Annotated in this window: 25 protein-coding genes; 12 read left to right on the top strand and 13 right to left on the bottom strand. The window is 73.5% G+C overall.

The window, feature by feature from the left end:
• Positions 1 to 10: 10 nt before the first annotated feature.
• The 3 genes from ABUL08_RS00595 to ABUL08_RS00585 all read right to left on the bottom strand — a co-directional run bounded on the left by ABUL08_RS00595 (position 11) and on the right by ABUL08_RS00585 (position 3,545).
• Positions 11 to 862, bottom strand: coding sequence for an ABC transporter permease (locus ABUL08_RS00595; RefSeq protein ID WP_350933640.1), 852 nt, complete (start codon positions 860 to 862; stop codon positions 11 to 13).
• Entirely contained in the window at positions 859 to 1,833 is a 975-nt protein-coding gene (locus ABUL08_RS00590) for an ABC transporter ATP-binding protein (RefSeq protein WP_377522807.1), read from the bottom strand. The genes ABUL08_RS00595 and ABUL08_RS00590 overlap by 4 nt, the downstream gene beginning before the upstream one ends.
• A gap of 74 nt (positions 1,834 to 1,907) precedes the next feature.
• Positions 1,908 to 3,545 (bottom strand): BCCT family transporter, encoded by a 1,638-nt coding sequence (locus tag ABUL08_RS00585; protein WP_350933639.1) that lies wholly within the window; start codon positions 3,543 to 3,545, stop codon positions 1,908 to 1,910.
• A gap of 108 nt (positions 3,546 to 3,653) precedes the next feature.
• On the opposite strand from ABUL08_RS00585, the gene ABUL08_RS00580 reads away from it, so the two are divergent.
• On the top strand, positions 3,654 to 4,337 hold the full coding sequence (locus ABUL08_RS00580; RefSeq protein ID WP_350933638.1) for a hypothetical protein: 684 nt from the start codon (positions 3,654 to 3,656) through the stop codon (positions 4,335 to 4,337).
• 19 nt (positions 4,338 to 4,356) lie between these two features.
• On the opposite strand, the gene ABUL08_RS00575 is transcribed toward ABUL08_RS00580, so the two are convergent.
• The 4 genes from ABUL08_RS00575 to ppdK all read right to left on the bottom strand — a co-directional run bounded on the left by ABUL08_RS00575 (position 4,357) and on the right by ppdK (position 9,758).
• Entirely contained in the window at positions 4,357 to 5,181 is an 825-nt protein-coding gene (locus tag ABUL08_RS00575) for a siderophore-interacting protein (RefSeq protein WP_350933637.1), read from the bottom strand.
• A 16-nt stretch (positions 5,182 to 5,197) separates the two neighbouring features.
• Complete coding sequence (locus ABUL08_RS00570) at positions 5,198 to 6,454, bottom strand: deoxyguanosinetriphosphate triphosphohydrolase (RefSeq protein WP_350933636.1); 1,257 nt, start codon at positions 6,452 to 6,454, stop codon at positions 5,198 to 5,200.
• A 3-nt stretch (positions 6,455 to 6,457) separates the two neighbouring features.
• Positions 6,458 to 6,808 (bottom strand): VOC family protein, encoded by a 351-nt coding sequence (locus ABUL08_RS00565; RefSeq protein WP_350933635.1) that lies wholly within the window; start codon positions 6,806 to 6,808, stop codon positions 6,458 to 6,460.
• A gap of 241 nt (positions 6,809 to 7,049) precedes the next feature.
• Positions 7,050 to 9,758 carry a pyruvate, phosphate dikinase gene (gene ppdK, locus ABUL08_RS00560; protein WP_350933633.1) on the bottom strand — a complete coding sequence of 903 codons (2,709 nt, stop codon included), beginning with the start codon at positions 9,756 to 9,758 and terminating at the stop codon, positions 7,050 to 7,052.
• Between the two features lie 288 nt (positions 9,759 to 10,046).
• On the opposite strand from ppdK, the gene ABUL08_RS00555 reads away from it, so the two are divergent.
• Both ABUL08_RS00555 and ABUL08_RS00545 read left to right on the top strand, forming a co-directional pair.
• Positions 10,047 to 11,819, top strand: coding sequence for a beta-N-acetylhexosaminidase (locus ABUL08_RS00555; RefSeq protein WP_377522861.1), 1,773 nt, complete (start codon positions 10,047 to 10,049; stop codon positions 11,817 to 11,819).
• A gap of 681 nt (positions 11,820 to 12,500) precedes the next feature.
• Complete coding sequence (locus ABUL08_RS00545) at positions 12,501 to 13,154, top strand: C39 family peptidase (RefSeq protein WP_350933631.1); 654 nt, start codon at positions 12,501 to 12,503, stop codon at positions 13,152 to 13,154.
• Positions 13,155 to 13,216: 62 nt separating this feature from the next.
• Here the strand turns inward: ABUL08_RS00545 and dusB are convergent, their stop codons facing one another.
• Together dusB and ABUL08_RS00535 are read right to left on the bottom strand one after the other, a co-directional pair.
• A complete protein-coding gene (dusB, locus tag ABUL08_RS00540) occupies positions 13,217 to 14,389 on the bottom strand; it encodes a tRNA dihydrouridine synthase DusB (RefSeq protein WP_350933630.1) in 1,173 nt (390 codons plus the stop codon).
• Positions 14,390 to 14,415: 26 nt separating this feature from the next.
• Positions 14,416 to 15,495 carry a zinc-binding alcohol dehydrogenase family protein gene (locus ABUL08_RS00535; RefSeq protein WP_350933629.1) on the bottom strand — a complete coding sequence of 360 codons (1,080 nt, stop codon included), beginning with the start codon at positions 15,493 to 15,495 and terminating at the stop codon, positions 14,416 to 14,418.
• Between the two features lie 130 nt (positions 15,496 to 15,625).
• Between ABUL08_RS00535 and ABUL08_RS00530 the strand changes: the two genes are divergently transcribed.
• Complete coding sequence (locus tag ABUL08_RS00530) at positions 15,626 to 16,402, top strand: helix-turn-helix transcriptional regulator (protein WP_350933628.1); 777 nt, start codon at positions 15,626 to 15,628, stop codon at positions 16,400 to 16,402.
• A gap of 49 nt (positions 16,403 to 16,451) precedes the next feature.
• On the opposite strand, the gene ABUL08_RS00525 is transcribed toward ABUL08_RS00530, so the two are convergent.
• From ABUL08_RS00525 to ABUL08_RS00515, 3 genes are all read right to left on the bottom strand, one after another.
• Positions 16,452 to 17,831, bottom strand: a complete 1,380-nt coding sequence (locus tag ABUL08_RS00525) for a glycine--tRNA ligase (RefSeq protein WP_350933627.1) — start codon at positions 17,829 to 17,831, stop codon at positions 16,452 to 16,454.
• A gap of 115 nt (positions 17,832 to 17,946) precedes the next feature.
• Complete coding sequence (locus ABUL08_RS00520) at positions 17,947 to 18,420, bottom strand: hypothetical protein (protein WP_350938414.1); 474 nt, start codon at positions 18,418 to 18,420, stop codon at positions 17,947 to 17,949.
• A gap of 121 nt (positions 18,421 to 18,541) precedes the next feature.
• The gene (locus ABUL08_RS00515) at positions 18,542 to 18,883 is read right to left on the bottom strand and encodes an antibiotic biosynthesis monooxygenase family protein (RefSeq protein WP_350933626.1); all 342 of its coding nucleotides are present in this window, start codon (positions 18,881 to 18,883) and stop codon (positions 18,542 to 18,544) included.
• A 26-nt stretch (positions 18,884 to 18,909) separates the two neighbouring features.
• Here ABUL08_RS00515 and ABUL08_RS00510 point away from each other — a divergent pair, with 26 nt between their 5' ends.
• From ABUL08_RS00510 to ABUL08_RS00475, 8 genes are all read left to right on the top strand, one after another.
• Positions 18,910 to 19,167 (top strand): DUF6703 family protein, encoded by a 258-nt coding sequence (locus ABUL08_RS00510; protein ID WP_350933625.1) that lies wholly within the window; start codon positions 18,910 to 18,912, stop codon positions 19,165 to 19,167.
• Positions 19,168 to 19,246: 79 nt separating this feature from the next.
• Positions 19,247 to 20,179: a metal ABC transporter substrate-binding protein gene (locus ABUL08_RS00505; RefSeq protein ID WP_350933624.1), complete on the top strand. Its 933-nt coding sequence runs from the start codon at positions 19,247 to 19,249 to the stop codon at positions 20,177 to 20,179.
• A complete protein-coding gene (locus ABUL08_RS00500) occupies positions 20,176 to 20,937 on the top strand; it encodes a metal ABC transporter ATP-binding protein (protein ID WP_350933623.1) in 762 nt (253 codons plus the stop codon). Before ABUL08_RS00505 ends, ABUL08_RS00500 begins: the two co-directional genes overlap by 4 nt.
• A gap of 1 nt (position 20,938) precedes the next feature.
• Positions 20,939 to 21,814 (top strand): metal ABC transporter permease, encoded by an 876-nt coding sequence (locus tag ABUL08_RS00495; RefSeq protein WP_350933622.1) that lies wholly within the window; start codon positions 20,939 to 20,941, stop codon positions 21,812 to 21,814.
• Between the two features lie 43 nt (positions 21,815 to 21,857).
• Positions 21,858 to 22,157: an ArsR/SmtB family transcription factor gene (locus tag ABUL08_RS00490; RefSeq protein ID WP_350933621.1), complete on the top strand. Its 300-nt coding sequence runs from the start codon at positions 21,858 to 21,860 to the stop codon at positions 22,155 to 22,157.
• Entirely contained in the window at positions 22,154 to 22,546 is a 393-nt protein-coding gene (locus ABUL08_RS00485) for a Fur family transcriptional regulator (protein WP_350933620.1), read from the top strand. The genes ABUL08_RS00490 and ABUL08_RS00485 overlap by 4 nt, the downstream gene beginning before the upstream one ends.
• Before the next feature lie 48 nt (positions 22,547 to 22,594).
• Complete coding sequence (locus tag ABUL08_RS00480; RefSeq protein ID WP_350933619.1) at positions 22,595 to 23,200, top strand: hypothetical protein; 606 nt, start codon at positions 22,595 to 22,597, stop codon at positions 23,198 to 23,200.
• A 9-nt stretch (positions 23,201 to 23,209) separates the two neighbouring features.
• Complete coding sequence (locus ABUL08_RS00475; protein WP_242793577.1) at positions 23,210 to 23,377, top strand: hypothetical protein; 168 nt, start codon at positions 23,210 to 23,212, stop codon at positions 23,375 to 23,377.
• A gap of 285 nt (positions 23,378 to 23,662) precedes the next feature.
• Here the strand turns inward: ABUL08_RS00475 and ABUL08_RS00470 are convergent, their stop codons facing one another.
• On the bottom strand, positions 23,663 to 25,738 hold the full coding sequence (locus ABUL08_RS00470; protein WP_350933618.1) for an acyl-CoA dehydrogenase family protein: 2,076 nt from the start codon (positions 25,736 to 25,738) through the stop codon (positions 23,663 to 23,665).
• Positions 25,739 to 25,834 lie beyond the last annotated feature (96 nt).

The raw sequence follows: 25,834 nt of genomic DNA, 5'->3' as shown, positions 1-25,834 counted from the left end.
CGACGCCCTCTCATGCCACCCGTTGCATCGCGCGCTCGCGGCGCGCGGCGACCCGCGACCCGGACTCCCGGCGGGCCATCCGGCGCAGCACGATCGGGGCCAGGACCAGCCCGAGCACGGCCCAGAGGCCGAGCACGCCGAGGGTCTCCAGGTGCCGCCAGGAGCCGCCCAGCTCGACCGCCGCCATGCCGTCCGGGAGCAGCGCCGAGCGCATGCCCAACCCTAGCCAGTAGATCGGGAAGACCTGCGCGACGGCCTGGAGCCAGCCGGGATAGCTGTTGATCGGATAGAAGATGCCGGAGAGGGCGACCAGCCCCATGGTGGGCAGCATGACCAGCCCGAGGTTGCGCGGGTTCTCGATCAGCGAGCCGACGACCGCGCCCATGGGCAGGGTGGCGACCAGGCCGAGCACCGCCACCCAGGCCAGGGTGAACCAGGCGGCCGGGCTGGTCACCCGGAGCCCGTCCAGGAAGAACAGCGCCGGGACCAGTTGGACGAGCATGCTGACCAGCGCCACCGCCGACATCAGGGTGATCTTGCCGACCAGGTAGCCGAGCATGCCGTTCGGGGTGGCCTTGGCGCGCAGCAGCGTGCCGTCCTCCCGCTCGACCACCAGCTGCTGGGCCAGCACCAGCATGCCGCCGAAGGCCAGCCCCATGCCCAGCGCGCTGGGCAGCGTCCGGGCGCCGAGGGAGAACTGGGTGCCGGGCACCGTGGCGCCGCGCATGAAGAACATCGCGACCAGCAGGACGAACGTGGGGAAGAAGTAGTTCCACAGGTCCTGCCCGTTGGTGAAGGTGTTGCGCAGCTCGATCACGCCGCGCCGCACACCGGTGCGGACGGCTGCTCCGGTGGGGCTCATCGCTCGTCTCCCGTCTGCCAGACCCGGGCGGCCGCACCGGTCCGGGCGCCGGACTCCTGCTCGTACACCAGGGCCATGTAGGCGTCTTCCAGACTGGCCCGCCGCACCTCCAGCTCCTGCACGGCGTCGCCGTGCTGCCGGAACAGCTCCCGGAGGAAGCCGGTGGCGTCCGCCGCGGCGTGCACGAAGCGCTCGCCGTCCCGGCTCCAGCGGATCTCGGCGTCCCCGGCGACCCGGCGGGCCAGCTCGTGCGGGGAACCGTCGGCGATGATCCGGCCACCGGCCAGCAGGAGGATCCGGTCCGCCAGCTTCTCGGCCTCGTCCAGGTCGTGGGTGGTGAGCAGGATGGTCGTGGAGTCGAGGTCGGCGAGGCGGTGCACCAGCTCGTGGAACTCCCGCCGGGCGGCCGGGTCGAAGCCGACCGTCGGCTCGTCGAGGAAGAGCAGCTCCGGACGGCCGACGATGCCGACCGCCACGTCGAGCCGGCGGCGCTGGCCGCCGGAGAGCTGGTGCACCCGCTTGTCGGCGTGCGCGGCCAGGCCGACCGTGGCCAGCAGCTCGTCCACCGGCCAGGGCCGACGGACCCGGTCGGTCGAGTACGGCGCGTAGAAGTCGCCGAGGTGCGACAGCAGGTCCCGGACCCGCCACTTGCCGTGGTCCCGCCAGGACTGGAGGACCACGCCCAGCCGGGACCGCCACCGTTCGTCGCCCCGGCCCGGGTCGGCGCCCAGGACCCGCACCTCGCCGGCCGAACGCATCCGGAAGCCTTCGAGGATCTCGATGGTGGTGGTCTTGCCGGCCCCGTTGGGCCCGAGCAGGGCGAGCACCTCGCCGCGTCGGGCGGTGAAGCTGACGCCGTGCAGCACGTCCACGGTGCCGTACCGCATCCGCAGGTCACGGACGTCGAGGACGAGGTCGTCGTCGGGTGGGTGGGGAGCCGCGTCGACTCCCGCCAGATGAACCGCGGTCATGACCGCTCCCCCGGTGTGTGACGGATCAGTACCGCGAAATGTAGCACCCCTACTACATATCGAGGTAGACCCGCTCAGCCCCGGGGGCGGTGGAACCAGCGGGTGACCGGAGCCGGCTCCTCCTCCTCGTACGACCGGGCGGCCCGCACCGCGGCGGCCAGCCCGGACCGGCGCGGCCGGACCGGCGGCCGGACCGCCGGGTCGGCGGCCAGCTCCCGCACCAGGGCCACCGCCAGGCCGAGCATCACCACCACGAACGGCAACGCGACCAGGATGGTGGCCTGCTGCAACGCGGCCAGCCCGCCGGCGAGCAGCAGCGCCGCCGCGACCGCCCCGATGAGTACGCCCCAGAGCACCACCACCCCCCGGTGCGGCCGCAGCGCGCCACCGGAACTCAAGGAACCCAGCACCAACGCGGCCGAGTCCGCCCCGGTGATGAAGAAGAGCGCCACCAGCACCGCCGCCAGCACCGTGGTGACCGTGGCCAGCGGCAGCGCGTGCAGGAGCCCGAAGAGGGCGTTCTCCGCACTCGTCCCGACGTCGGCGACCAGGTCCCGGGCACCCGTCCGCTGCACCCGCAGCGCGGTGCCGCCCATGATGGCGAACCAGACGATGCTCGCCCCGCTCGGCACCAGCAGCACCCCGGTGACGAACTCCCGGACCGTGCGCCCCCGGGAGATGCGGGCGATGAAGATGCCGACGAAGGGCGCCCAGGAGATCCACCAGGCCCAGTAGAAGATCGTCCACGAGCCGAGCCAGGCCGGGTCGGTGAAGGCCCCGGTACGGGTCGACATGACGACCAGATGACTGAGGTAGTCACCGACGGAGGCGGGCAGCACCTCCAGGGTGTAGATCGTCGGCCCGGCCACGAAGACGAAGACCATCAGCCCGACCGCCAGCACCACGTTCGTGGTCGACAACCACTTGATCCCCTTGTGCAGGCCGGTGAACGCCGAGACCACGAAGGCGGCGGTGAGCGCCCCGATCACCACCAGCTCGACGGCCGTGCTGGCCGGCACGTCGGTCGCCGCGTCCAGCCCGGCGGCGACCTGGAGCGCGCCGAGCCCGAGGCTGGTCGCCGAGCCGAAGACGGTGGCGAAGACCGCGAGCAGGTCGACGGCCCGCCCGACCGGCCCGTACGCCCGGGCGCCGAGCAGCGGCTCGAAGGCCGCCGAGATCCGGTTGCCGCGCCCCTTGCGGAAGGTCGAGTACGCCAGCGCCAGCGCGGCGATCGCGTAGATCCCCCACGGGTGCAGCGTCCAGTGGAAGAGGGTGTACTGCATCGCCGTCGCGGCGGCCGGACCGGACTGCGGGGCGACGCCGGCGGCCGGTGGCGGGCTGGCGTAGTGCTGGATCGGCTCCGCCACGGCATAGAAGATCAGGCCGATCCCCATGCCGGTGCTGAACATCATCGACACCCACGCCGTCGTGCTGAACTCCGGCTCGTCGTCGTCGGCACCGAGCCGGATCCGGCCGTACCGGGACGCCGCGAGCACCACGGAGAGCACCAGGAAGGCGTCCGCCGCCACCACGAAGAGCCAGCCGAAGGTGGAGATCGCCCAGGCCAGCCCCGACGAGGCGAAACCCGCGAGGGACCGACCCCCGAGGACCCCCCAACCGACCACCGCCAGCACCCCGACGACCCCCGCCGTGAGCACCACCCGGTCGGTACGCCCCGACCCGGCCCGGCTCTGCCCCACCTGCTCCGCCATGGCCCAATCCTGGGCGGACGACCGGTTCCGGCGGGCCGATACCGCGCATCTCCACCCTTGCGGATCTTGGCTACGGTGGGAGGCCGCGACCGCGGGGAGGACAGCCGGATGACCGAGGACCAGGACGTACCGCTGACCATCGCCCTCGCCGAGTACGAGCACCTGCGCGAGCTGAGCCGGGCGGTGCACGACCAGTCGGCCGCCCGGTTCACCTTCTTCCTCGCGGTGGCCACCGCCGCCACCGCCGTCTCGGCCGGGCTGATCACCACGGGCGGCACCCCGGGCGGCCCGGTCCGCCCCGCCGTACTGGCCGGCCTGGGGGTGCTCGTCCTGCTGCTCGGGATCGCCGTCTTCGCCCGCCAGGTCGAGCTGAACGACCGGGGCCGCCGGTACGCCGTCGCCGCCACCGTGCTGCGTACCTGGCTGACCCGCCGCGCCCCGGAACTGGCCGCGTACGTGATGATGCCGACGCTCGACGACCCGGGCCCCTTCGCGCCGGAGCCGTTCCGCCGGCACTGGTTCCGCGACCTGGTCAGCCAGGCCGGCATGATCGCCGTGGTGAACAGCGTGCTGGTGGCCCTGGCCGCCGCGCTGGCGGTGCTGGCCGTCGGGCCGGTGTGGCTGGCCGCGACGGTGGCGGCGCTGGTCGTCCCCGGCTCGCTGGCGCTGCACGTGCGGGCGATCCGCCGCCGCGTCGCCGGCTCCGCCGCGCAGGTCGGCCTGGTCCTCGACCGCCGTTCGCTGCCCCCGACGGAGCGGGCGGTCGTCGGTACCGGCGAGACGTACGCCTGACCCGCCCCCCGCACCGGGCTCAGGCCGTGGCGGTCGCCTCCTCGGCCTCGACCTGGCGGTTCCAGTCGGCCTTGGTGGCACGCCAGCCCTCGTCGTCGAAGCCGCGCCGCCAGTAGCCGGAGATCGACAGGGCGGCCGCCGGCACTCCCCGCTCGACCCGCAGCAGCCGGCGCAGCTCCTTGACGAAGCCGGCCTCGCCGTGCACGAACGCGTGCACCGCGCCGGGCCGGAACTCCAGCGCCCGGACCGCCTCCACCAGGGCCGCGCCGACCGGGCGACCGGCCCGGTGCAGCCAGGTCAGCTCCACCGCGCCCGGGCTGGTCAGCGGTAGCTCGTCGGCCGGGCCGTCGACCTCCAGGAAGACCGTGGCGGGCGCGCCGGCCGGCAGCCGCTCCAGGGCCGCGGCGATCGCCGGCAGCGCGCTCTCGTCGCCGACCAGCAGGTGCCAGTCGGCGGCCGGGTCCGGGGCGTACGCGCCGCCGGGGCCGGTGAAGAGCACCTCGTCGCCGGGGCGCAGCGCGGCGGCCCACGGGCCGGCCAGCCCCTCGTCGCCGTGGTGCACCACGTCGACGGTCAGCTCGGCGCGCGCCGCGTCGAAGGCCCGCACCGTGTACGCCCGCAGCCGCGGCCACTGCTCGCGGGGCAGGTCCCGCTTGAGGGTGGCCAGGTCCACCGGGTGCGGATAGCGCACCCCGGCCGGCGGGAAGACGAACTTGACGTAGTGGTCGGTGTACTGGCCCACCGGCAGGCCGACCAGCTCCGGACCGCCGAGCACCAGGCGGATCAGGTGCGGGGTGGGACGCTCGGTCCGCAGGACCGTGGCGGCGGTCAGCTTCTTCGTCATGCCGGTAAGGCTAGCCTCAGTCCCGGCCGTCCCCCACCCGCCCACCGACCAGGCGACCGTGCCAGGCCAGCGCGGCCGGGTCGGTGAGCGAGGCGACCTGGTCGACCACCACCCGCAGCCGGGCGGCGTCGTCGGCCGCGTCCCGCCACTGCGGCGCGAAGACCGGATCCAGCGCGTCGGGCGCCCGGTCGACCAGGGCGGCGACCAGCTCGGCGAGGATCTCCCGCTGTCGGGCGTACCGGGGGCCGGCGCCGGGACGGCGCATCACGTAGCGCAGCGCGATGCCCTTGAGCAGGGCGCACTGGGCCCGGATCCGGCGCGGCACCACCAGGTCGGCGGCGTACCGGCGGTGCGGCTCGGGGCCGAAGCGGTCCCGGGTGGCGGCCACCACGGTCGAGACGAACCGGCCGGTGAGCACACTCGTGGTCGCCTTCAACGCGGCCTGCGCGCGGTGGCTGCCGTCGTACGTGGCGAGCGGGGCGAGCACCGGGTCGGCGAGCAGGTCCACCAGCACCCCGCCCAGGTCGTCCGCGGACTCCCCGGAGTACGCCGCCGCCACGTCGGCGCAGAGCGCCCGCCGCTCGTCGGCGTCGGCCAGCAGGCGCAGGCTGACGTACCCGCCGTGGATGCCGTCCTCCACGTCGTGCACCGAGTACGCCACGTCGTCGGCCCAGTCCATCACCTGCGCCTCCAGGCAGCGCCGGCCGTCGGTCGGGGCGCCCGCGCGCAGCCAGTCGAAGACCGGGCGGTCGTCGGCGTACACACCGAACTTGCGCTGCCCGGTGCGGCGCGGCCACGGATACTTGCTGACCGCGTCGAGCGAGGCCCGGGTGAGGTTCAGCCCGGCGGAGCGGCCGTCGGGGGTGAGCACCTTGGCCTCCAGCCGGGTGAGCACCCGCAGCGTCTGCGCGTTCCCCTCGAAGCCGCCGCAGTCGGCGGCGAGGGTGTCCAGCGCGTCCTCGCCGTTGTGCCCGAACGGCGGGTGGCCGAGGTCGTGGGCGAGTCCGGCGGTGTCCACCACGTCCGGGTCGCAGCCGAGCCGGTCGCCCATCTCGCGGGCGATCTGCGCCACCTCCAGCGAGTGCGTCAGCCGGGTACGCAGGAAGTCGTCCGTGCCGGCGGTGTGCACCTGGGTCTTCGCGGCGAGCCGGCGGAACGCCGCCGAGTGCAGCACCCGCGCCCGGTCCCGCTCGTACGGCGACCGCCCGTAGCCGGTGTCCTTGGGCGCCTCGTCGACCAGGCGCGCCGCATCGTCAGCCGGACCGGCGCTCAAGCGTCATCCCCGCTGCCGGAGCACGCAGAACTCGTTGCCCTCCGGGTCGGCGAGCACGGTCCAGTCGACGTCGCCCTGGCCCACGTCGACGTGCCGGGCGCCCATGTCGACCAGCCGCTCGACCTCGGCCTCCTGGTCGGCCGGGCGCAGGTCGAGGTGGAGCCGGTTCTTGGTCTGCTTGGGGTCGGTGACCGGGACGAAGACGATGCCGGGGAGCTGGTCCGGCGCGGGGCGGATCTCCACCTCGTCCGGCTTGTCGGCGACCACCTCGTAGCCGAGCGCCTCCGCCCACCAGTGGGCGAGTCGGGACGGGTCGCGGGCGTCGACGGTCAGGCTCTCCCAGACGCTGGTCATGCGGCCACCCTTCGCCGGTTGCGCGGACAGTGCGCCCAGGTTACGCCGGGACGCGGCGATCGGCGCGCCGGGCGACCCGCCGCAGGGGGCCGCCGGGGTACCGGCGGCCCCTTTGCTCTGCAGCCATATTCGCAACACCGGTCGACCCCCGGGGTGCTGCGTCCGTGGCTGCAGAGCAAAGGCGGACCCGGGTCAGCCGCGGGGCCGCCGGGCGTACCGGCGACCCCGTGGTGGGCACGGGTCAGCGGGAGTCGGAGCCGCCGGTCTCCACGGCCGCGCGACCGGCCTCCAGCCGGGCCACCGGCACCCGGAACGGCGAGCAGGAGACGTAGTCGAGGCCGACCTCGTGGAAGAAGTGCACCGAGTCGGGGTCGCCGCCGTGCTCGCCGCAGACGCCGAGCTTCAGCCCGGGCCGGGCGGCCCGCCCCTCCTCGGCGGCGATCCGCACCAGCCGGCCGACGCCCTCCCGGTCGATCGACTCGAACGGCGAGATGCCGAAGATGCCCAGCTCCAGGTAGCGCCAGAAGAACGCGCCCTCCACGTCGTCGCGGGAGAAGCCCCAGCCCATCTGGGTCAGGTCGTTGGTGCCGAAGGAGAAGAACTGGGCCGCCTCGGCGATCTGCCCGGCGGTGAGCGCGGCCCGGGGCACCTCGATCATGGTGCCGATCAGCACCTCGACGCCGCTGTCCCCGACCACCTCGGCGATGATCTTCTCGGCCTCGGCGCGTACCGTCTCCAGCTCCTGCACGGCACCGACCAGCGGCACCATGATCTCCGGGCAGGCGGTGCCGCCCTCGCGGGTGACCGCGACCGCGGCCTCCGCGATGGCCCGGACCTGCATCGCGAAGAGACCGGGGATGACCAGGCCGAGCCGGACCCCGCGCAGGCCCAGCATCGGGTTCTCCTCGTGCATCCGCCGGACGGCGGCGAGCAGCGCCTCCTCCTTGGCCACGTCCTCGCCGCGCTCCTGGGCGACCGCCACGTTGACCGCGAGCTGCTCCAGCGGGGGCAGGAACTCGTGCAGCGGCGGGTCGATCAGCCGCACGGTGACCGGCAGCCCGTCCATCTCGCGGAAGATCTCGATGAAGTCGGCCCGCTGCAACGGCAGCAACGCGGCCAGGGCGTCGTCCCGCTCCCCGTCGGTGCGGGCCAGGATCAGCCGCTCGACCAGCTCCCGCCGGTCGCCGAGGAACATGTGCTCGGTGCGGCACAGGCCGATGCCCTCGGCGCCGAACCGCCGCGCCCGCGCCGCGTCCTCGCCGGTGTCGGCGTTCGTCCGGACCGCCAGTCGCCGCGTCGCGTCGGCGTGCGTCATGATCCGGTGTACGGCCCGGACGAGCGCGTTGTCGACGTGCTCCGGCTCCAGGCTGCCCTCGAAGTACTGCACCACCTCCGACGGCATGACCGGCACCTCGCCGAGGTAGACCTTGCCGGTGGTGCCGTCGATGGAGACCAGGTCGCCCTCGTTGACGACGTGCTCGCCGACGGTGAACTTCTTCGCCGGGACGTTGACCTCCAGCGCGTCGGCGCCGGAGACGCAGGTCTTGCCCATGCCCCGGGCCACCACCGCGGCGTGGCTGGTCTTGCCGCCGCGCGAGGTGAGGATGCCCTGGGCGGCGATCATGCCGTTCAGGTCGTCGGGGTTGGTCTCCCGGCGGACCAGGATCACCGACTCCCCCTCGGCGGCCAGCTCGACGGCGCGGGCGGAGGTGAAGACCACCTTGCCGGAGGCGGCGCCCGGCGAGGCGCCGATGCCCTTGGCGACCGGCTGGAACTCGTGGTCGAGCTGGAAGCGGGGGAACATCAGCTGGGCGAGCTGCGCGCCGTTGACCCGGTGCAGCGCCTCGTCGAGGTCGATCAGGCCCTCGTCGACGAGCTGACCGGCGATCACGAAGGCGGCCGCGGCGGTGCGCTTGCCGACCCGGGTCTGGAGCATCCAGAGCTTGCCGCGCTCGATGGTGAACTCGATGTCGCAGAGGTCCCGGTAGTGCTCCTCCAGCCGGGCCATGATCCCGAGCAGCTCGTCGTACGAGGACTTGTCGAGCTGCTCCAGCTCCTGCAACGGCACGGTGTTGCGGATGCCGGCGACGACGTCCTCGCCCTGCGCGTTGGCCAGGTAGTCGCCGTAGATGCCCTGCGCGCCGCTGCCCGGGTCGCGGGTGAAGGCGACGCCGGTGCCCGAGTCGGGCCCGAGGTTGCCGAAGACCATGGAGACGACGTTGACCGCGGTGCCGAGGTCGGCGGGGATGCGCTCCTGCCGCCGGTAGAGGATGGCGCGCTCGGCGTTCCACGACTCGAAGACGGCGCGGATGGCCAGGTCGAGCTGCTCGCGCGGCTCCTGCGGGAACTCCCGCCCGGTGTGCTTGACGAAGATCTTCTTGTACGCGTCGACCAGCCCGCGCAGGTCGTCCGCGTCGAGGTCCAGGTCGTTCTGCGTACCCTTGGCGTGCTTGGCCTCGTCGAGCGCGTGCTCGAACTCCTCGCCCGGCACCTCGCAGACGGTCTTGCCGAACATCTGGATCAGCCGACGGTAGGAGTCCCAGGCGAACCGGTCGTTCCCGCCCGCCTGCGCGCTGAGCCCGACCACGCTGCGGTCGTTGAGGCCGACGTTGAGGACGGTCTCCATCATGCCGGGCATGGAGAACTTGGCGCCGGAGCGGACGGAGACCAGCAGCGGGTCGTCCGGGTCGCCGAGCCTGCGCCCCATCTCCCGCTCCAGGGACTCCAGGTGCGCCTCGATCTGCCCGGCCAGTCCGTCCGGCTCGCGGCCGGTCGTCAGGTACGCCTTGCAGGCCTCGGTGGTGATGGTGAAGCCGGGCGGAACCGGCAGTCCGAGGTTGGTCATCTCGGCGAGGTTGGCACCCTTGCCGCCGAGCAGGTCCTTGAGTTCCTTGTTGCCCTCGGCGAAGTCGTAGACGTACTTCTGCTCGACCGTCTCTTGCGCTGCCACCAGAGCCTCCCACGCGCGCCATTGACACTTAACGAAGGTTCAGTTCGGACTTACCCCGGGAGCGACCACCGGTAATCCCGGCGTCGTCAGCGATCGGTGGGCGAAGGTTAAGCGAACTTCGAGTGGGCTGGGACCGTTCGGTGACAATCGGCACAACGGTCACCACTGTCCGCGTCCGTACCGGTTTCTGGGAACGCTTCCACGCGCACGATCACGCAATCTCGCCGCCCCTCGTACTCTTGACAGCGCTCGCTCGGCCGAAACTCACCTTTGCCATATCCCACGCGAATACACCCCGGAGCCGCCACCGTGCCGTCCCTGCGTGACACCAGCCCCGACCAGGGCAGGACCGCCGTCCCCGGCGTCCCGGCGCGGCCGGCGGACGGGGCGACGCCGGCGGGGATCTCCCCGCACCCGCCGGCGGTGGCCGACCTCGCCCACGCCGCCGCCCGGTCGGCCGACCGGTTGCTCACCCCGCCGGCCCCGGTCCGCCTCGGCGACGTGGTGCCCGCGCCGGAGCGCGTCCACCCCGACCCCGCGGCCGACTTCACGCTCCCCCCGGATGCGGTCGTCCGGGTCAGCCCCGACCCGGCGGCCCGGGACGTGGCCGAGCAGCTCGCCGACCTGCTGCGTCCCGCCACCGGCCACCGGCTGCCGGTCACCGAGCTGGCCGACGCCGGAACCGACGGCCACCTGGTCCTCACCCTCTCCGGCCCGACCCCGACTCCGGCCCGGTCCACCCCGGCGCCGACCGCCGGGGACGGGCCGGCGGGGGACGAGGGCTACCGGCTGACGGTCGCCCCCGACGAGGTACGGATCGTCGCGGTCGGCGCCGCCGGGCTCTTCCACGGGGTGCAGACGCTGCGGCAACTGCTGCCGGCGGCGATCGAGAGCCGCACCCCGGTGACCGGACGGTGGACGGTGCCCGGCGGCACGATCGTCGACCGGCCCCGGTTCGCGTACCGGGGGGCGATGCTCGACGTGGCCCGGCACTTCTTCGCCGTGCCCGACGTGCTGCGGGTGATCGACCACCTGGCCCGGTACAAGCTCAACCACCTGCACCTGCACCTCACCGACGACCAGGGGTGGCGGATCGCCGTCGACTCCTGGCCCCGGCTGGCCGACGTGGGCGGCGCCACCGAGGTGGGCGACGGCCCCGGCGGCTTCTACACCAGGGCCGACTACCGCCGCATCGTCCGCCACGCCGCCCGCCGGCACGTCACGGTGGTGCCGGAGATCGACCTGCCGGGCCACACCAACGCGGCGCTGGTCGCCTACCCCGAGCTGGCACCGAACAGGATCGCGCCGTCGCCGTACACCGGCACCGAGGTCGGCTTCAGCTACGTCGACCACACCGACGAGCGGACGTACGCCTTCGTCGCCGACGTGCTCGGCGAGGTGGCCGCGCTCACCCCCGGACCGTGGCTGCACATCGGCGGCGACGAGGCGTTCAAGGTCAAGGGCGCGGCGTACACCGGTTTCGTGGAGCGCGCGCAGCGGATCGTCGCCGGCACCGGGAAGACCGTCGTCGGCTGGCACCAGATCGCCCCGGCCGGGCACGTCGACGGCCGGGTCGTGCAGTGGTGGGGCACCCATCCCGACGACCCCGAGACCGCCGACGCGGTACGCCGTGGCGCCCGGCTGATCCTCTCCCCCGGCAACCACGCCTACCTGGACATGAAGTACGCGCCGGACACCCCGATCGGACACGACTGGGCCGGCCTGATCGACGTCCGGCGCGCGTACGACTGGGATCCGGGCACCCACCTCACCGGCGTGCCGGCCGAGTCGGTGCTGGGTGTGGAGGCGCCGCTGTGGACCGAGTCGGTCACCACGCTCGCGGAGATCGAGTTCATGCTGCTGCCCCGGCTGCCCGCCCTCGCCGAACTGGGCTGGTCACCCCGGTCGACGCACGACTGGGCGGACTTCCGCGAGCGGCTGGCCGGTCACGGCCCCCGCTGGGCCACCGCCGGCATCGCCTTCCACCCCTCCCCCGAGATCCCCTGGCCCACCACCCCGTCCCGTCCCGTCCCCACCCCGCGCCCCGCCGACGCCCCCTGACCGTCCCCGCGGTCGCAGCGCCCGGCGGCGGGAGGGGTGAACGGACGCTACGAACTTGATGGCATTTCTGTAATCAGGCGTGAGCCCGCGCCCGGAACGGCATGAACCGGACACTGTGGGTGATTCATTGATGCCATCAAGTTCGTAGCCGCCTAGGCGCTACGTCACCCCGAAGCCGACCGTCGACGGCGGGGCGGTTCGCGTCCCGGCAAGCCGACAGTCGAGGTCGCCGCGGGGCGACCCGGGAGCGGGCCGCCGGATGTCCGGATCATCCCGTTCCCGTGGGGTTCGCGTTCCGACCAGCACGGTGGGGGCCCGGCGTGGTTGACGGCGGGCAACCCGTGGTCGGGGCCACCCCACCGGCGGAATCATGTCGGGGGCGGGGTCGTTGAACATGGCAGACCGCGCGGCATCCCGGCCCCCGAGCCGGTGACCGCCGGTCGGGAATGACCGGCCACCGGCCGTCGTTGCATCCCCCGGACCGCGAACACCGGGTCCCCACCGGCGAGGCCGGGGGAATGACTCCCCGCCGCCGGTCGTTACACCCCCGGGCCACCGAGCAGGTCGACCACGACCGCCGGACACCCCGAAGACTTTCCCCCTTTTTCGCGGCACCCCGCGCACCCCCCGGTGCGTCGGCGTGTGTGCCGCACACCCCCGAATGGAAGGCGTGATCTGATCATGGCTACCACTCTGCTGCGCAAGACCGTCCTGACCGCTGCCGGTATCGCCGCCACCGCCGGTGGGATCGCCGGCCCCGCCATCGCGGCTCAGGCCACCCCCGCCGAGAAGGCCGCCACCTCGGTCACCACCGACCGCAAGGGCCACGGCGAGCGCGAGCTGAACGTGCGCTACGAGGCGCAGCCCAACTTCTACTACTGCGGCCCCGCCGCAACGCGTAACGCCCTCTCCGTGCAGGGCAAGGCCATCGACGTGGACGCCATGGCCAAGAAGATGGGCACCACCGAGGACGGCACCAACTCCATCAACGACATCACCCCGGTGCTGAACAAGGAGACCGGCCGCGACGCGTACCGGAGCACCGAGATCCCGGCCGACAAGGTCGACGGCAAGCGCGTCGAGCAGCTGCGCACGGACATCGTGCGGGCCGTGGACGACGGCCGGGCCGTGGTCGCCAACATCGCCGGCACCGCCACCGACACCGACGGTGTCACCCACAGCTTCGAGGGCGGGCACTACATCAGCGTCGTCGGGTACCACGACGGTGGCAAGATCGTGACGATCGCCGACTCCGCCAACCCGGACCAGGCGTCGTACCGGATCGACGTGGACGAGCTGGCCCACTGGATCGCCAGCCGCGGCTACTCCTCCTGACCTGTGACCACCACGAAGGGCCGACCCCACCGGGTCGGCCCTTCGTCAGCTTCCGCTGCGGGTCAGCCCCCGGAGTCGTCCAGCTCGGCACCCTCGGGCACGGTGTCGTCGTCCCGGCTGGCGAGCCAGCCGTCCGGCAGGGCGACCTTGCCCGGGGAGTTGGTCCGGCCGCGCGGCTGGCCCAGGTTCTCCACCGGGAACGGCACCTCCGGGTCCAGCTTGCCGAGCAGGTCGTCGAGCTGCGCCAGGCTGTCGATCATCGCGAGGGAGCGGCGCAGCTCGCTGCCGACCGGAAAGCCCTTCAGATACCAGGCGACGTGCTTGCGGAAGTCGGTGCAGCCGTCCCGCTCGCCGCGCGCCGGGTTCCGGGCACCGGCCACGAACTGGTCCACCAGCAGCTCGGCGTGCCGGCGCATGGTCACCGCGACCTCGCCCAGGGTGGGCAGCCGCCGGTCGGGGCGGCCGTTGAAGGCGGCCTCCAGGTCGGCGAAGAGCCACGGCCGGCCGAGGCAGCCGCGACCCACCACCACGCCGTCCACCCCGGTGTGCGCGACCATCCGCAGCGCGTCGTCGGCCTCCCAGATGTCGCCGTTGCCGAGCACCGGCACGTCGAGGGCCTGCTTGAGGGTGGCGATGGCGTCCCAGTCGGCGGTGCCCGAATAGCGCTGCGCGGCCGTACGCCCGTGCAGGGCGACCGCCGCGACGCCGGCGTCCTGGGCGGCGAGGCCGGCCTCGACGTACGTCAGGTGGTCGTCGTCGATGCCCTTGCGCATCTTGATCGTGACCGGCACCCCGGCGGGTGTCGCCGCGTCCACCGCGGCCCTGACCAGCCGGGCGAAGAGCCGGCGTCGCCACGGCAGGGCCGAGCCGCCGCCGCGCCGGGTGACCTTCGGGACCGGGCAGCCGAAGTTGAGGTCGATGTGGTCGGCCAGGTCGCGCTCGACCACGATCCGCACGGCGGCGGCGGTCACCTCGGGGTCGGTGCCATAGAGCTGGAGGCTGCGCGGGTGCTCGTCGGCACCGAAGGCGATCATGCGCAGCGTCTTCGGGTTCCGCTCGACCAGCGCCCGCGTGGTGATCATCTCGCAGACGTAGATCCCGCCGCCCTGCTCCCGGCAGAGCCGGCGGAAGCCGACGTTGGTGATCCCGGCCATCGGCGCGAGCACCACCGGCGGCCACACCTGGTGCGGGCCGAGGGTCAGCGGGCGCAGCGCGGGCAGGGTCGAGGCAGTCACCGGACAAGTGTACGGAGGGTGCCGGCTCAGGGTCGGACGACGGTGAGCCGGAACCGGCCGCCGGTCTCCGCCGCGTGCGCCACCGCCCGGTTCACGGCGTCGAGTCCGAACTCGGTCACCTCGAAGGCGGCCAGGTCCAGCAGCCCGGACCGGGCCAGGTTGATCAGGCGGAGATTGGCCTCCTGCGGATACATCCACTGCCCCCGTACGGTGATGCTGTCGCGCATCAGCCAGGGGTACGGCAGGGCCAGGTCGGCACCGCCGAGCATGCCCACGCCCCCCATCAGGACGACCCGGCCGAACTCACGGACGGTCATCGCGGCGGCCCGGACGGCGGTGGCCGGGGCGGCCGGCGGCAGCAGGTCGAGCACCATGTCGATCGGTCCCGGGGCGGCGGCCCGCATGCGTCGCCGGTCGTCGTCCTCGTCCCCGGAGAGCCGGACGGTACGCACCCGGGGCCCGAACCGGTCGGCGAGGGCGGCGAGCATCCGCTCGTCCCGGCCCGGTGCGACGACGCAGCCCGCGCCCAGGGCCAGCGCGACGGCCACCCCGGCGCTGCCGAAGTTGCCGGTCGCGCCGCTGATCAGGATCGTCTCGCCGGGGCGCAGGTCCCCGGCGAGGAGGCCGCCGAACGGCACCAGGCAGAGCCGCAGCGCGCACCACCGGCCCGCCTCGTCGGGGTCGATCGGCCCCAGCGGGTGGACGTTCTCGGTGGGCGCCAGCACCTGCTCCGCGTACGAGCCGTGGCCGAAGTGGCGCTGCAGCAGCAGCCCGCCGTCGCCCCGGCCGCTCAGGCCCTGAAGGGTGATGTCCGGGGTCGGCGCGCCGTCGCGGGCGCGTACCGTCGGGTCGACGGAGACCCAGTCGCCCACCGCGAGGCGGGTAGCGTCGGGGCCGACCGCGCGGACCCGGCCGACCGCGCCCGCGCCGGGCACGACGGGCAGGGTGAGCGCGTACGACCGTTCGCCGCTGAAGACCTCGGCGGCGTACGGGAGCACGCCCGCCGCCACCACGTCGACGACGACCTCCCCCGTGCCGAGCACGGGGTCGGGAACGGTCTGGACGGTCAGGGGTGTGCCGAACTCGGTGAGGACAGCGGCGCGCATGATCGGATCGACTCCTGTCGGACGGACGGGCGGGTGACCGGCCCATCGTGCGTCGACCGGACGGGCCGGATTCAGGACCGGAGCGATCCTGGGACCGGCGGGTACCACCCCCGGGAACGAGGAGGAGACGATGGCTGAGCGGACCCGGACCGGGCTGGGCGAGTTCCTGCGGTCGCGGCGGGCCCGGCTGACGCCGGCAGCGGTCGGCCTGCCCGACCGGGGCCGACGCCGGACCCCCGGCCTGCGCCGGGAGGAGGTCGCCGAGCTGGCCGGGATCGGCATCGACTGGTACGTCCGGCTGGAGCAGGGCCGGGACGTCAGCCCGTCCGGGGCGACGGTGGACGCGCTGGCCCGGGCGCTGCGGCTGGACGGCGCGGAACACGCGCACCTGCGGGCGCTGGCCGGTACGCGCGGGCTGCCCCCGTTCGTCCGGGAGAGCGTCCCGGACGACCTGCGGCGGCTGCTCGAGACCCTGACCCAGCCGGCGTACGTGACCGGCCGCCGGTGGGACCTGCTGGCGTGGAACGCCGCGGCCGCCGACCTCTTCGCCGGGCTGGTCGGACTGCCCGAGCCGGACCGGAACTCGCTGGTGTACCTGTTCCTGGAGCCGGACGCCCGGCGGCTGTTCGGGGCCGGCTGGGCCGACGACGCGCGGCGGGTGCTGGCGAAGTTCCGGGTGGCGCACGACCTGCACCCGGCCGACCCGGCGTTCACCGGGCTCACCGCCCGGCTGCGGGCCACCAGCCCCGAGTTCGCGCGCTGGTGGGACCGGCACGACATCGACCGTGGCGGCAGCGGCCGCAAGACGCTGCACCATCCCGAACGGGGCGCGCTGCGGTTCGCGTACTCGTCCCTGCACCCCACGGGGCACCCCGCGCTGAAGCTGGTCGTCTACACGCCCGTGTAGCACACGACGGGGCCCCGACCGTCCGGTCGGGGCCCCGTCGCGCGGTCGCTCAGCAGCCGGGCAGGCGCTCGATCAGGTAGCGCTCGACCTGGTCCAGGGAGATCCGCTCCTGGGCCATGGTGTCCCGGTTCCGCACCGTCACCGCGTTGTCGTCGAGGGTGTCGAAGTCGACGGTCACGCAGAACGGGGTGCCGATCTCGTCCTGCCGGCGGTAGCGGCGGCCGATCGCCTGCGAGTCGTCGAACTCGACCACCCAGCGCTTGCGCAGGTCGGCGGCGAGCCCCTTCGCCTTCGGCGAGAGCGCCTCGTTGCGGGACAGCGGCAGCACCGCCACCTTCACCGGGGACAGCCGCGGGTCGAAGCGCATCACGGTGCGCTTGTCGACGCCGCCCTTGGTGTTCGGCGCCTCGTCCTCGTCGTACGCCTCCAGCAGGAAGGCGAGCACCGCGCGGGTCAGGCCGGCGGCCGGCTCGATCACGTACGGCATCCAGCGCTCGCCCTTGGTCTGGTCGAAGTACGACAGGTCGACGCCGGAGTGCTTGCTGTGCGTCGACAGGTCGAAGTCGGTCCGGTTGGCGATGCCCTCCAGCTCGGCGAACTCGGTGCCGCCGAAGCGGAACCGGTACTCGATGTCGACGGTGCGCTTCGAGTAGTGGGAGAGCTTCTCCTTGGGGTGCTCGTAGAAGCGCAGGTTGTCGGCGGAGAGGCCGAGGTCCAGGTACCAGTTCCAGCGCTCGGAGAGCCAGTACTCGTGCCACTGCTCGTCGGAGCCCGGCTCGACGAAGAACTCCATCTCCATCTGCTCGAACTCGCGGGTCCGGAAGATGAAGTTACCCGGGGTGATCTCGTTGCGGAACGACTTGCCGGTCTGCGCGATGCCGAACGGCGGCTTCTTGCGGGCGACCGTCTCGACGTTCTTGTAGTTCACGAAGATGCCCTGGGCGGTCTCCGGGCGCAGGTAGTGCAGGCCCTCGTCGCTCTCCACCGGGCCCAGGTAGGTCTTCATCAGGCCGTTGAACATCTTCGGCTCGGTGAAGGTGCCCTTGTTGCCGCAGTTGGGGCAGTTCAGCTCCTGGAGCGAGGTCAGCGGCTTGCCGTGCTTCTCCGCGTACGCCTCCTCCAGGTGGTCGGCGCGGAACCGCTTGTGGCAGGACTGGCACTCGGTCAGCGGGTCGACGAACTCGGCGATGTGGCCGGAGGCCTCCCAGACCTTGCGGGCCAGGATGACCGCGGAGTCCAGGCCGACGACGTCGTCGCGCTGCTGGACCATGGTCTTCCACCACTGCCGGCGGACGTTCTCCTTGAGTTCCACGCCGAGCGGACCGTAGTCCCACGCCGACCGGGTGCCTCCGTAGATCTCGCTGGAGGGGAAGACGAAGCCTCGGCGCTTGGCGAGGCTGACGACGGCGTCGATACGGTCGGCTGGCATGTTTCCTCCTACGCCGGCTGGCGGTCGGCGGGGGTGCGGTGTGAGTGGAACCGGTCAGTTCGGGACAACGGTACGGCGACCGGGGGCCCGAGCCCAGCAGAATACCGGGGTCGGGTCAGCTCACCCCGCACACCTCCATGCCGCCCGTCTGCTGGTCCGGCGCGAGGGTGACCTGCTGGAGGTTCCGGTCGCCGCCGCTGAAGACCACGTTCACCGGGACGGTGAGGGTGTTCGGGTTCACCGGGCCCACCCGGTAGCTGGCGATCTGCGGCTCGGCGGCGACCCGTCGTTCGAACTCGGGGCGCGACTCGCGCTGCTGCGCGGTGTCGCAGAGCTTGTCGTACGCCTTGCGCCAGTCCTTCTCCACCAGCGCCTGGTAGTAGTCGTCGGTGACCGCCCGGCCCTGTTCCTCGACCGCCTGGACGTTGGTCACCGCGAGCCCGACGACGGCCGCGCCGCCCCCGCCGCAGCAGAGCAGCACGGCGAGCGCGCCGACGCCCAGCCCGAGCCAGAGCCGACGTCGGCCGCCCTCGGTCGGGGGTGCGGCGAACGGCGGCGCCACCCCCGGCCCGGCCGGCGGGGACGGCACGCCGGGCTCGGACGGCGGCCCCGCGACCGGCGGGACACCGTCGGAGCCGGGCAGCAGGTTGTGCGGGGGTGGGGCTGCCGGTCCGGGAGCGGTCATACGCCAGAGGGTAGTGCCCGTGGGCTCAGCGGAAAGGAGCAGCGGCCCGATCACTGGCGACGATGACGATCTCGCCCTCCGGCGCGGCGCTGGCGAGCGTCTCGTACGCGGAGGGTTCGTCGATCGACTCGGCGAGCAGCGGGGTGGCGTGCACCTTGACGTCGAAGCCGCCGAGCGCCCGCCGATAGGTCCCGACGGACTCCCACTCGGTGACCAGGCACCAGTGGGTCGGGTCGTCGAGCGCCCGCAGCAGTTCCCCGCGCAGGTAGCCGGGGCGGGCGGCGAGCGCCGCGAGGGCGGCGTGGGCCCGCTCGGTGAAGGCCGCGACGGCCTCCGCGTCCACCACGAACCGGTTGGTGACCAGCACCGCGTCCTCCTCGTAGAGTCTGTGGGATGCAGCGTACGCAGCGCCCCCTGCTGGCCCGGCTGGCCCGGGTCAATCCGACGACGGTCTTCCTGGCCACCCTGGTCCTGGTGCTGGTGGCGTTCTTCGCGCCCGGCCCCGTGGGTGGCGTGCTGCTGCTGGTGCTGGCCGCGGGGCTGGTGTGGCTGCTGGCCACCACCTGGCCGGTGCAGTCCCCCGCCACCCGGGTGATCCGCCTGGTCATGCTCACCGTGTTGATCGCGTTCGCCCTGGCCAAGCTCTCCTGACCCACGCGCGGCCGGCCGCACCCACACATGCAAGCATGCGTTTTTGACAATCAATTTCGTTATCGCGGAGAGTGGGGACATGACCGTCCGCTCCCGTGCCCTGGCCGCCGCCGCCACCGCCCTGCTCGCGCTGGGCGGCGTCGCCGCCTGCGGTGACGCCGGAGCCGACGCCGACCCGGACCGGGTCGACGTGGTGGCCGCCTTCTACCCGCTGCAGTTCCTCGCCGAGCGGATCGGCGGGGACGCGGTCCGGGTCACCGGCCTGGCCAAGCCGGGCGCCGAGCCGCACGACCTGGAGCTGCACCCCCGCCAGGTCGGGCAGGTCGTCGACGCGGAACTGGTCCTCTACCTCAAGGGCTTCCAGCCCGCGGTCGACGAGGCGGTCGCCCAGAACGCCGGGGACCGGGCCCTCGACGTGGCCACCGTCGCGCCGCTGCTCGACGCGGCGGCCGGCGGGCACGACCACGAGGGCGAGGCCGGGCACGCGGAGGAGCACGGCGGCAAGGACCCGCACCTCTGGCTCGACCCCACCCGGCTGGCCACCGTCGGTGACCGGCTCGCCGAGCGGCTCGGCCGGCTCGACCCGGACCGGGCCGCCGACTTCACCGCCCGGGCCGCGGCCTTCCGCGCCGACCTGGGCACCCTCGACCGGGAGTACGCCACCGGCCTGACGAACTGCCAGCGCCGGGAGATCGTGGTCAGCCACACCGCGTTCGGCTACCTGGCCGCCCGCTACCGGCTCGAACAGGTCGGCATCACCGGGCTCACCCCCGACACCGAGGCCCCGGCGGGACGCCTCGCCGAGGTGGCGAAGGAAGCCCGCGAGCACGGCGCCACCACCGTCTTCTTCGAGCGGCTGGTCAGCCCGAAGGTCGCCGAGACCGTCGCCCGGGAGGTCGGGGCGCGGACCGCCGTGCTCGACCCGATCGAGGGGCCGCCCGCCGACGGGGACTACCTGTCGGCCATGCGGACCAATCTCCAGACCCTGCGAACCGCGTTGGACTGCTCATGAACGCACCCGTGATCCAGGTCGACCACGCCGCCGTCGGCTATGACGGGCGACCCGTGCTGCGGGACGTCTCACTGACCGTCACCGCCGGCGAGGTGGTCGCCGTGCTGGGCGCCAACGGCTCCGGCAAGTCCACCCTGATCCGCGCCGTGCTCGGGCTGGTCCCGCTCGGCGCCGGCTCGGTCACCCTCTTCGGCACCCCGCAGCGCCGCTTCCGGCACTGGCACCGCATCGGGTACGTCCCGCAGCGGCTCGGCGCCGGCAGCGGCGTACCGGCCACGGTGGGTGAGGTGGTGGCGTCCGGGCGGCTGGCCCGTCGGGGCATCCTGCGTCCCTCGGGGCGCGCCGACCGGGAGCAGGTCGCCGCCGCGCTGGCCGCCGTCGGGCTGAGCGACCGGGCCGGCGATCCGGTCGCCACCCTCTCCGGCGGGCAGCAGCAGCGGACCCTGATCGCCCGGGCGCTCGCCGGCGAGCCGGAGCTGCTGGTGCTGGACGAGCCGACCGCCGGGGTCGACGCGGTCAGCCAGGAGGCGTTCGCCGGCGCGCTGCGCGGTTTCCTGGCCGGCGGCGGGACGGTGCTGCTGGTCGCCCACGAGCTGGGGCCGCTGCGCCCGCTGATCAGCCGCGCGGTCGTCGTCCACCAGGGCGGCATCTGCCACGACGGCCCGGTGCCGGAGCCGGCCGGGCACCACGCGGAGCCGGGCCACGACCACGTGCACCCGCACTGCGACGAGGAGCCCGCCGGGCTGTGGAGCATCTGACATGGACCTCTTCCAGTACGACTTCATGCTGCGCGCCCTGGTCGGCGCGCTGGTCATCGGGCTCGCCGCACCGGCGCTCGGGATCTATCTCGTGCAGCGCCGGCTGGCGCTGATCGGCGACGGGATCGGGCACGTGGCGCTGACCGGTGTCGGCGCGGGGCTGCTGCTCAACCGCTCCCCCGTGCTGGTGGCGGTGCTCGCGGCGACGCTCGGCGCGATCGTCATCGAGCTGGTCCGGGCCCGCGGGCGTACCTCCGGGGACCTGGCCCTGGCCCTGCTCTTCTACGGCGGCATCGCCGGGGGCGTGATGCTGGTCGGCCTCTCCGACGCCAGCAGCGCGTCGCTCAACTCGTACCTCTTCGGGTCGCTGACCACGACGTCGCCGGCCGACCTGGTCACCATCGGTGTGCTCGGCGTGGTGATCGTGGTGACCATGCTGGCGCTGCGCCCGGCGCTCTTCGCGGTCTGCCACGACGAGGAGTACGCCCGGGTCTCCGGTCTGCCCGTCCGGGCGCTCAACCTGCTGCTCGCGGTGACCACCGCGGTCACCGTGACCATCGCCATGCGGGCCGTCGGGGTGCTGCTGATCAGCGCGCTGATGGTGGTGCCGGTGGCCACCGCGCAGCAGGTCACCCGGGGCTTCCGCAGCACCATGGCGGCCGCGATGGCGCTGGGCCTCTTCGCCGCCGGGGCGGGCATCTCGGTCGCGGCCAGCGCCGACACCGCGCCCGGGGCCTCGGTGGTGCTGCTCGCGATCGCCTCGTTCCTGGTGGTCGCGCTCGGCGCGGCGGCCTGGCGGGCGGCGCGCCGCCGGTCCCGGCCGCCGGCCGGTGCGCCGGTGGTCGAGCCGCACGAGCACGAAGTCGTGCTCGGATGAGGCTGCGCCGGAGGGTCCGGTCGGCATTGGTTACCGTTGCGGAGTGACCGGCACGAACGGGTACGACGCCTTCGAGGGCGCGGGTGACCTGCTGCGCGCCCTGTCGGCGCCGATCCGACTGGCGATCGTGAGCGAGCTGGCGCAGGGTGATCGGTGCGTGCACGAGCTGGTCGAGAAGCTGGGCGCGCCGCAGCCGCTGGTCTCGCAGCACCTGCGGGTGCTGCGCGGCGCGGGGGTGGTGCGCGGCAACCGGCGCGGCCGGGAGATCGCGTACGCGCTGGTCGACGAGCACGTCGCGCACATCGTCGCCGACGCGGTCAGCCACGCCGGGGAGGGGCCGTGAGCGAGAGCACCTTGCGCAACACCCGCCAGCGGACGGCGGTGAGCAGCCTGCTGGCCGAGGTGGAGGGCTTCCACAGCGCCCAGGAGCTGCACGCCATGCTGCGCCAGCGGGGTGAACGGGTCGGCCTGACCACCGTCTACCGGACGTTGCAGGGGCTCGCCGACGCCGGCGACATCGACGTGATGCGCCCGCCCGGCGGCGAGCACCTCTACCGGCGGTGCAGCGAGGGCCACCACCACCACCTGGTCTGCCGGGCCTGCGGGCGGACCGTCGAGGTGGCCGGGCCGGCCGTGGAGAGCTGGGCCGAACGGGTCGCCGCCCAGCACGGCTACGCCGACGTCAGCCACACCCTGGAGATCTTCGGCACCTGCCCGGCCTGCGCCGGCTGACAATTCCGACCCGTGCCCGGGCGGCCGGGGCGTGGCACGCTGTCCGGCGTGAAGATCTACGCCGACCGTTTTCCCACCGCCCTCCGCCAGCTCCTCACCGACCTGCTCGTCGTCGTCTGGGTGTACGCGGCGATCCGCTTCGCGCTCTGGCTGCACGACCTGGTCGAGAAGCTCGCCGTACCCGGGAAGAAGCTGGAGGGGGCCGGCGGCGGCCTCGCCGACAACCTGGCCGACGCCGGCGGCAAGGTCGGCCGGGTGCCGCTGGTCGGCGACGAGCTGACCGCCCCCTTCACCAAGGCCGCCGACGCCGCCCGGGCGATGGCCGAGGCGGGCCGCGACCAGCAGGAGCTGGTCGGCCAACTGGCCCTCGCGCTGAGCATCGCGGTGCTGGTCTTCCCGCTCGGGCTGGTGCTCTTCGGCTGGCTGCCGCTGCGGATCCGCTGGATGCGCCGGGCCGGCGCGGCGAAGGCGCTCGCCACCGCCCCCGCCGGGCGGGACCTGCTGGCGCTGCGCGCGCTCGCCGGTCAGCCGCTCGGCCGGCTGGCCCGGATCGCCCCCGACGTGGCCGAGGCGTGGCGGCGCGGCGACGACGCGACCGTCGACGCGCTCGCCGCGCTGGAGCTGCGCGGACTCGGCCTCAAGCCCGGTCGGTAGGGTGTCCGGGTGCTCTACTTCCTGATCGTCGTCGCCGTGCTGCTGCTGGTCTACGCGGGTGTCCTGGTGAGCTTCGTCCGCAAGGGTCGCAAGATCCCGCCGGCGGCGTACCTGGTGCTGGCCGGGCTGAACGGCCTCATCCTGGCCGCCGTGATCGCCTGGGCCGTCGCCCGCTGAGCGCCGGCTCCCGGCTCCCGGCTCCCGGCTCCCGGCTCCCGGCTCCCGGCTCCCGGCTCCCGGCTCCCGGCTCCCGGCTCCCGGCTCCCGGCTCCCGGCTCCCGGAGCATGTTCGCCCACGAGCGATATGACGGAGAGACATGAATATGCCTCTCCGTCATATCGCTCGCCGTGGTGACCGCTGCCGGACGGCGCGTCGCTCACCGCCCCACCCGTGCCTCCTCGGGGGGTCGGCCCGGCTCGACCCGGCCAGCCCGCTGACCGATGCTGTGCCGCCGCGCCGGCTCACCCCACGGGCGGGATGCGGCGGCGGACGTCCTCGGCGGTGGACGGGCCGGGGGTCCAGCGGGCCACCCAGGGGGCGTCGGCCGGCGGGGTGGCGATCCCCTCCTCCAATGAGGCGTACCGGCCGGCGAGGATGCGCTTCGCCGCCGTCACGTCGAGGTCGTCGGTGTTCGACCAGAGGCCGGTGAACAGCTCGTCGATCCGCAGCCGGGCCTGCCGGCAGAACAGGTCGGCCAGCTCGACGTTCTCCGGGTGCTCGGCCCGCTCGGCGGTGGCCCGGACGCAGACCGCGGACATCGCGAACAGCTCCGCGCCGATGTCCACCACCCGGCCCAGGAACGCCTGCTTGCGCTCCATCTTCCCCTGCCAGCGGGACATCGCGTAGAAGGTGGACCGGGCCAGCTTGCGGCTGGTCCGCTCGACGTGCCGCAGGTGACCGGCGAGCGGGCCGAAGTCGGCGTACGCGCCGGGCGCCTGGCCCTTGCCGACGGCGAGGGTGGGCAGCCACTTCGCGTAGAAGGCGCCGGCCTTCGCGCCCGCCTTCGCCTTGCGGCCGAGGCCGGCGTCCGGGTCGATGATGTCGCCGGCCACCGAGAGGTGGGCGTCGACCGCCTCACGGGCGATCAGCAGGTGCATGATCTCGGTGGAGCCCTCGAAGATCCGGTTGATCCGCAGGTCCCGCAGGAGCTGCTCGACGGCGGCCGGACGCTCACCCCGGGCGGCCAGCGAGTCGGCCGTCTCGTAGCCGCGTCCGCCACGGATCTGGACCAGCTCGTCGGCGATCTTCCAGGCCATCTCGCTGGCGTAGAGCTTCACCAGCGCCGCCTCGATCCGGATGTCGTTGCGGTCGTCGTCGGCGAGCAGACAGCACAGGTCCAGCATGGACTCCATGCCGTACGTGGTGGCCGCCATGAAGGCCAGTTTCTTGGCCACCGCCTCGTGCTCACCGACCGGCCGACCCCACTGGACCCGGTCGGCGGCCCACTCCCGGGCCACGTTCAGCGCCCACTTGCCCGCCCCGACGCACATCGCCGGCAGCGAGAGCCGCCCGGTGTTCAACGTGGTCAGTGCGATCTTCAGGCCCTTGCCCTCGCCGCCGATGACGTTCTCCTTCGGCACGAAGACGTCGTGGAAGCGGGTCAGGCTGTTCTCCAGACCGCGCAGGCCGATGAAGGAGTTCCGCCGCTCGACGGTGATGCCCTCGCTGTCGCCCTCGACCACGAAGGCGGTGATCCCGCCGCGCCGGCCCTCGGCGGCGGGCACCCGGGCCATCACCACCAGCAGGGTGGCGACGGTGCCGTTGGTGGCCCAGAGCTTCACCCCGTTGAGCCGGTAGCCGGTGCCGTCGGAGGTCGGTTCGGCGGTGGTCGCCAGCCGGGCCGGGTCGGAGCCGACGTCCGGCTCGGTGAGCAGGAAGGCGGAGACCTCACCGGCGGCGAGCCGGGGCAGGAACTGCTGCTTCTGCTCCGGGGTGCCGAACATCTTCAGCGGCTGTGGCACGCCGATCGACTGGTGCGCCGAGAGCAGCGCGCCGATCGCCGGGCTCACCGAACCGGCCCGCATCAGGGCCCGGCAGTAGTGCAGGTTGCTCAGCCCCAACCCGCCGTACTTCCGGTCGATCTTCATGCCGAAGGCGCCCCGGCGGGCCAGTCCCCGGAACACCTCGTCCGGGATGGCCGCGTCTCGCTCGATCGCCGCGCCGTCCACCTCGGCGTCCAGGTACGCCCCAAATTCGGCGAGGAACTCCTCGGCGCGCGCCGCGCCACCCGGGTCGGTGCGGGGCCACGGGTCGATCAGGTCGAGCCGGAACCGGCCGAGGAAGAGTTCCTTGCCGAAGCTGGGCCGGTCCCAGACGGACTCGCGGGCCGCCTCGGCGACCTGCCGCGCCTCCTTCTCGGAGACCTGACCGGCCTCGGCGGGCAGCGGCGCGGCACCGCCCGCATCGTCGATCGCGGCAGCGGTCGCGACCGCCTCGTCCGTCGGCCCGCGGTCCGGGTCGTCCCTCGGCATCGTCCGGCCGGTGGGGCCACCGGCGCCCTGCGGTCCGTCCGGTCGGCTGTTCTGTGTCGTGGTCACGGCTGCCTCCTCGAACCTCGGTCCGGCTGCGTCGACGTGCTCGACGAAAACGACGCTACCCCCGGGTGTTACCCAGGGGTAGCGTCCGCTGCACGT

Origin of the sequence: Micromonospora sp. CCTCC AA 2012012, from assembly GCF_040499845.1 — a bacterium.
GTDB lineage: Bacteria > Actinomycetota > Actinomycetes > Mycobacteriales > Micromonosporaceae > Micromonospora > Micromonospora mangrovi.
Note: the sequence above shows the minus strand (reverse complement) of the source record. Positions and strands in the feature narration are given on the sequence as shown.

Bases quoted from the DNA above. Each gene is read 5' to 3' on its own strand.
- ABUL08_RS00505 (WP_350933624.1), top strand. From the start codon at position 19,247: ATGACCGTCCGCTCCCGTGCCCTGGCCGCCGCCGCCACCGCCCTGCTC.
- ABUL08_RS00500 (WP_350933623.1), top strand. From the start codon at position 20,176: ATGAACGCACCCGTGATCCAGGTCGACCACGCCGCCGTCGGCTATGAC.
- ABUL08_RS00530 (WP_350933628.1), top strand. From the start codon at position 15,626: ATGGCTGAGCGGACCCGGACCGGGCTGGGCGAGTTCCTGCGGTCGCGG.
- ABUL08_RS00535 (WP_350933629.1), bottom strand. From the start codon at position 15,495: ATGCGCGCCGCTGTCCTCACCGAGTTCGGCACACCCCTGACCGTCCAG.
- ABUL08_RS00565 (WP_350933635.1), bottom strand. From the start codon at position 6,808: ATGACCAGCGTCTGGGAGAGCCTGACCGTCGACGCCCGCGACCCGTCC.
- ABUL08_RS00580 (WP_350933638.1), top strand. From the start codon at position 3,654: ATGACCGAGGACCAGGACGTACCGCTGACCATCGCCCTCGCCGAGTAC.
- ABUL08_RS00525 (WP_350933627.1), bottom strand. From the start codon at position 17,831: ATGCCAGCCGACCGTATCGACGCCGTCGTCAGCCTCGCCAAGCGCCGA.
- ABUL08_RS00585 (WP_350933639.1), bottom strand. From the start codon at position 3,545: ATGGCGGAGCAGGTGGGGCAGAGCCGGGCCGGGTCGGGGCGTACCGAC.
- ABUL08_RS00545 (WP_350933631.1), top strand. From the start codon at position 12,501: ATGGCTACCACTCTGCTGCGCAAGACCGTCCTGACCGCTGCCGGTATC.
- ABUL08_RS00495 (WP_350933622.1), top strand. From the start codon at position 20,939: ATGGACCTCTTCCAGTACGACTTCATGCTGCGCGCCCTGGTCGGCGCG.
- ABUL08_RS00595 (WP_350933640.1), bottom strand. From the start codon at position 862: ATGAGCCCCACCGGAGCAGCCGTCCGCACCGGTGTGCGGCGCGGCGTG.
- ABUL08_RS00590 (WP_377522807.1), bottom strand. From the start codon at position 1,833: ATGACCGCGGTTCATCTGGCGGGAGTCGACGCGGCTCCCCACCCACCC.
- ABUL08_RS00575 (WP_350933637.1), bottom strand. From the start codon at position 5,181: ATGACGAAGAAGCTGACCGCCGCCACGGTCCTGCGGACCGAGCGTCCC.
- ABUL08_RS00510 (WP_350933625.1), top strand. From the start codon at position 18,910: ATGCAGCGTACGCAGCGCCCCCTGCTGGCCCGGCTGGCCCGGGTCAAT.